General features: G+C 44.5%; 5 protein-coding genes. 4 read left to right on the forward strand and 1 reads right to left on the reverse strand.

Annotated elements, in window-relative coordinates; all coding sequences use genetic code 11:
- The 4 genes from ACWVCM_RS07570 to ACWVCM_RS07585 form a co-directional block, all read left to right on the forward strand.
- Nucleotides 1-305: hypothetical protein (locus ACWVCM_RS07570; RefSeq protein ID WP_455201123.1), on the forward strand; the 305-nt coding region annotated here is incomplete at its 5' end.
- Between the two features lie 442 nt (nt 306-747).
- Nucleotides 748-2,505, forward strand: a complete 1,758-nt coding sequence (locus tag ACWVCM_RS07575) for an alpha-amylase family glycosyl hydrolase (protein WP_455201124.1) — start codon at nt 748-750, stop codon at nt 2,503-2,505.
- Between the two features lie 118 nt (nt 2,506-2,623).
- Nucleotides 2,624-4,249, forward strand: a complete 1,626-nt coding sequence (locus ACWVCM_RS07580) for a glycosyltransferase family 4 protein (RefSeq protein WP_455201125.1) — start codon at nt 2,624-2,626, stop codon at nt 4,247-4,249.
- A 29-nt stretch (nt 4,250-4,278) separates the two neighbouring features.
- Nucleotides 4,279-4,512, forward strand: coding sequence for a cysteine-rich CWC family protein (locus ACWVCM_RS07585; protein WP_455201126.1), 234 nt, complete (start codon nt 4,279-4,281; stop codon nt 4,510-4,512).
- A 100-nt stretch (nt 4,513-4,612) separates the two neighbouring features.
- Here the strand turns inward: ACWVCM_RS07585 and ACWVCM_RS07590 are convergent.
- The coding region (locus tag ACWVCM_RS07590) for a DUF2846 domain-containing protein (protein ID WP_455201127.1) at nt 4,613-5,032 on the reverse strand (420 nt) is incomplete at its 5' end.

Below are 5,032 nucleotides of genomic sequence, written 5' to 3' on the forward strand. Positions count from 1 at the left end.
ATTATTCGCTGGTCACCTACCCAGAACCTGAGCGTATTTCCACAATCCTTGTATCAAGTTACAACAAGCTAAGTCGAATAGACGCACGTAACGATGGTCAGCTGTTGTTCTACGACCAGGTTATTCCAGGCAGCACATTGCTTGCTTATATTAATGCCGATCATTGGGCTTTGACGGTACCAATAGCTCGTTCCCATTCAATGATTGGCTCTACCTTCGTCGACCACAATCAGTATCCACGTGAAGCATTGCTCGAGGCATTGTTGCGATTCGTGGAAGAGGACCTTGTCATGTCTACAAGATGATATATTACTGAAAGCATCATCGGCGGGATCAGAAAAGGTTTGTTTCTGATTGAGTAAGAAAGTTTTGTAATGTTGACTGTTCTCTGATCCTTTTGTTTTTCATTACAGTTTTTCCGGTTAATTAACTCACTATTTGTGGGTGTGATAATGACTGTGGATTAGAAGCAGTGAATGCGCTATCCATTGTATGCCGGTATTTCCTATGCGCTATCCTGTTGCATTCTGTACGGAAGTTTTCGATGGTAACGACGCGTATGCTTGTTACACAAATTTCCATTTTGTAAAAAAATTTTATATTCGCCTTAAATCAATGGCTTAATGTGATCAATATCACATTGGATCGATATTTGTATACTCCTCAATATAATATATTTGGTGCATAATATTGCGCTGTTGAATCGAGCAACAGCGTGTTGTAAATCTGTATTTAACGGAGCATGGAATGTCGAGGTTTTTTGGGCGTACGCCTTCCATTCAATTTTATATGCCTGAGGCAGAAGCTGTTTCCCTCGTTGTAGAGGGGTATGGTGAACCCCTGCCGATGAAGCAAGATAACAAAGGCAGTTGGCGTGTAAAGCTTCGTCGATCATTGCGAGAGTTACATGGTCAAGCATATCATTTCATCATTCATCACAACGGGGAGGCATTCACAGTTGCTGATCCCCTGGCGCACCGAATCAAGCGCCATGAAGATGAGTTAAAATCATTTTTCATTGAATTGAATTATCAATGGCGGCATCGTCGCTTTCGCACACCACCATTTCGTGACATCGTCATTTATGAAACACATCTTCCTGCGCTCAGCCGGCATAGTAGTTCTGGCGTAAAGCATGAGTCTCATCGTGGTACTTATAAAGGTGCCATGTCGCCACGCGTATTAAAACACCTGCAACGCCTGAACGTGGCGGTCGAGTTTTTACCTTTGCATGCCAGTGATAATTTGCTGGGACAGGACTGGGGCTACTTCACAACTTCATTTCGTGCCATGCGAGAGTGCTATGCGGATAAAGAAAATGAAGTTAATAAGGAAGTCATGGCTGTGGTTGATGCCATGCACGGTCGCGGTATACCTGTACTGCTCGACGTTGTTTTTAATCACGGTGGAGAATTATGGGTAAAGGCCTGGGGTGAGGACGTTGTTTATCGAAAACACGATAACGGTGACTTCTGCCATGGTTCAGGTTGCGGACCAACAGTGCAAACTGAACATCCTTTTATTCGTCAAATGATAATAGAAACGCTGGAGCAGTTAGTTGATTGTTATCGCTTCGATGGCTTTCGTTTTGACCTGGGCGCGTTGCATGATAAGCAAACCATGATCGAAATAGACCGGCGATTGCCCAGGCGCATTTACCTGGTATCTGAACCGTGGGCTTTGGGTGGCACCCAATGGGGCAAAGGGGATATGGCCCACGACTTTGCCGAGACACGTTGGGCGGTGTGGAACGATGATTTTCGCGAACCGGGAAAAACATTTTTAATGGGCGGCGGCGATTTGCACAATCGTGACCGCCTGATGAACGCCATAACAGGTAACCACATAGCGCAAGGTGGCTGGGCCGTAAGACCACAGCAATGTATTAACTATCTGTCCAGTCATGATGGTAAGACACTGGCAGATTATGTTGAAGGCGATAGTAAACGCGCGTTTCTTGGTATGCTGATGGTGTTGACCGCGCAAGGTGTACCCATGCTGGGTGAAGGTTCGGAATTGATGTTTTCCAAACAAGGACACGATAACAGCTATGATCGTCCGGATCTTAATCAAATTGACTGGAACAATACTCATCACCACAAGGATCTGGTTGAAGCAGTCATCCAGCTGATTGCGTTGCGTAAACGCTTCCCGCATTTTCGCTATACCAGCCAACTCAGATTACGCAGTGAAAACAGCAAGCAGTGGGATATCGACTGGATTTATCCTACCGGGCATCCTCATCACGATAATGTGAATGCGATAGGATTCGTCATTAAACCACCACCTACCTGGTATCGCTGGCGACGTTCCAGGAATTCTCTGGTCGTTTTGTTCAATGGCAGCAACATAGGTGCGGATTTTCATTTGCCAAAAGGGAAATGGCGAGTATTAGTGGATGGAAATTCCATGGTCGTTAACCAGAAAGGTATTCGTGATGTTCCACCAGCAAAAGGCGACTATCATGTGCACCCGGGTACCGGTGTGATGTTGGCAATTGCGTAAGTTTGTAGTCCAGCGTATTGCCAGGTTTGGCAAAAAGGGAGTCAGTGCCCCTTTTGAGTTTTCATAATAAGACCAGGTAAATTCAGCACTCAAATGCAACCGTAGCGGGTAAACTCAATTGAAAATTGGCCTATATCATGGGTTTAACTTGACAGGTTCGGGTAGCAATGAATTTACGCGGTATCTTGCCAAAACGTTTCTGGACCAGGGGCATTCTGTCCATGTTATTTGTCGAGAATATCATCCGGAGAAAATAGATTACGTCGGACAGCTGTGGCAATGGAGGCGTGACGGTAGTTGTGAAACAACTATAATTGATCCGCAGTATGAAAACACCTGCACGTTGCACCAGATTCCTTATGGCGATTTTTATCCTGTCTACATTAGTGGTAAAAAAACATCTGATACCTTTAAAGCGTTTGTCGATCTTACTGACGAGGAGCTTGATGAGTTTAAGCGATTAAACCATAGGTTATTGACGGAAATATTTTCAAAGATTGATATTGATATACTGCATACCAATCATCTGGTGATGCAGCCTTCACTGGCTATCGAGCCCTGCAAGACACACAACATTCCTTTCATTATTTATCCACACGGCAGCGCCATTGAATATACGGTTAAAAAAGATTCGCGTTATCAGGCTGAGGCCCGGAAAGCCATAATGGCATGCCAGGGCCTGGTTATTGGTAACAACGAAGTACGGGATAGAATTTGCCTGCTGTTTCCTGATCTTAAGGATACGATATTGGCAAAAACAGAAATCGTTGGTGTGGGCGTCGACACCCAGTTGTTTACACCGGATGCCCGGAAACGTCGTGCAGGTTCTGTTGCAGCGCTGTTGAACCTGGAATCTGTAAAAGGTTCGCAGGGAAAATCACCTTACCTGGTGGAAGCATTGCACATCGCATTGGCTGAACGTAATTATCAGGCAATCGCCGGTTTTGATGATAGTTATGTTCACAATAATGTGGATACCAGTCTGAAAGAAAAGCTATCCACCCTGGATTTTTCACAGCCGGTACTGTTGTTTGTAGGCGCACTCACCGTTGGCAAGGGTTTGCAGTCTTTGCTGTGTGCTTTGCCTGTCATCTATAAAAATTATCCTGATGCGCAGTTACTTATTATTGGTGCTGGTAGTTTTCGAGAAGTGCTGGAGACCCTGGTTTATGCATTGGTGAATGATGACCAGGATCTTTTGTCATGTTTGATAGAAAATTGTTTTGATAAAAACAGGGCGAGTGAAACCGAGTACTGGCAGGACGTTAGTAATTTCCTGGATGATCTGAAAGATCGCGATGAATATTATGTCCTGGCACAGCGCCTGCAAAAACAGGTGTTGTTCTTAGGTAGGTTTAATCATGAACAATTGTCTTACCTGTTCCCCTGTGCTGACCTGGCGATCTTCCCTTCAGTAATACCTGAGGCCTATCCTCTGGTGCTTATGGAATCACTGGCGAATGGTGTGCTGCCGATGGTGAGTTATTTTAGCGGATTTGCCGATGCGGTGGATGAGCTCGAACAGTATCTGGGCAAAGATATGGTCGGGCACATGAAGATCTCCATGGACATAGCGACACGCGTTGAATCTATCGCTGAAAATGTTATTTCGCTGTTGGGTAAGTTAGAAACAACAGACTTCAGTGGTGAGTTGTCTCGAATAGCGCGCGAAAATTATGACTGGACTCATCGGGCCAAACAGATGGTGGCCGCCTATCAACGACTTTTAAAAGATGATATTTAGTAGTGTATAGTAGCCAGGAAGCTACAGATATGAAAAATCGCAAACACGAAACCAAAAATTGCCCTCGCTGTAATACCGAATTCGAATGTAAATCCGGTTCAGTGTTGTTGTGTCAATGTCAAACCATCGTGTTGAGCACTGAGCAACTGGATTACATTACTTCACTTTACGCTGATTGCCTTTGCATTTCCTGTCTTCATGCATTGCGTACAGAATACAATATTCAGCAACATGTACTAATCATTCAGAAATATAGTCGCTAAAATCTAGTAAGTTACAGATTTAAACCGGGGCACAGAATAATCTACACCATTGCTTGAATCGGCAAATTATTCTGTAACCGCGGTTATTGTTAATCGTTATTTAGAAATCACTCGATGTCTGCTGTTCTCTGGGTTTGTCTGGATCATAATACCCTGCGAATGACAAATCGGTCATCGCTTTCATGGCATCATCAGCACTGACGAGCTCCGGTATGACATGGCCAACCATTACTCCCATTGTGACGTAAGTTCGAATGTATTTGGTCTCTCCAGCACTAAGAGTGAACTCTAACGTTCTTTCCACTTCTGTACTAGTGCTGACACTGTAGCTCCCCGCGTCTCTGTCAACGAAGAAAAATCCACCAGGTAGTGATTCCCCAACGGCAACTTTATCTAAATAAATATCCGGTCTAACACCTCCCCCGAAAAAAGAGGCATCCCTGTAAAAATAAATGCGACCTTTGTCAGTCGCCAGTGGTGCAACGCTTTTTGAGTACTCGTTGAATTTTGGGCCCGAAGC

This window comes from Kaarinaea lacus (assembly GCF_975902315.1).

What these genes read in the sequence shown, in the direction of transcription:
- ACWVCM_RS07575 (WP_455201124.1), top strand. Translation starts at nt 748, where the DNA reads ATGTCGAGGTTTTTTGGGCGTACGCCTTCCATTCAATTTTATATGCCT.
- ACWVCM_RS07585 (WP_455201126.1), top strand. Translation starts at nt 4,279, where the DNA reads ATGAAAAATCGCAAACACGAAACCAAAAATTGCCCTCGCTGTAATACC.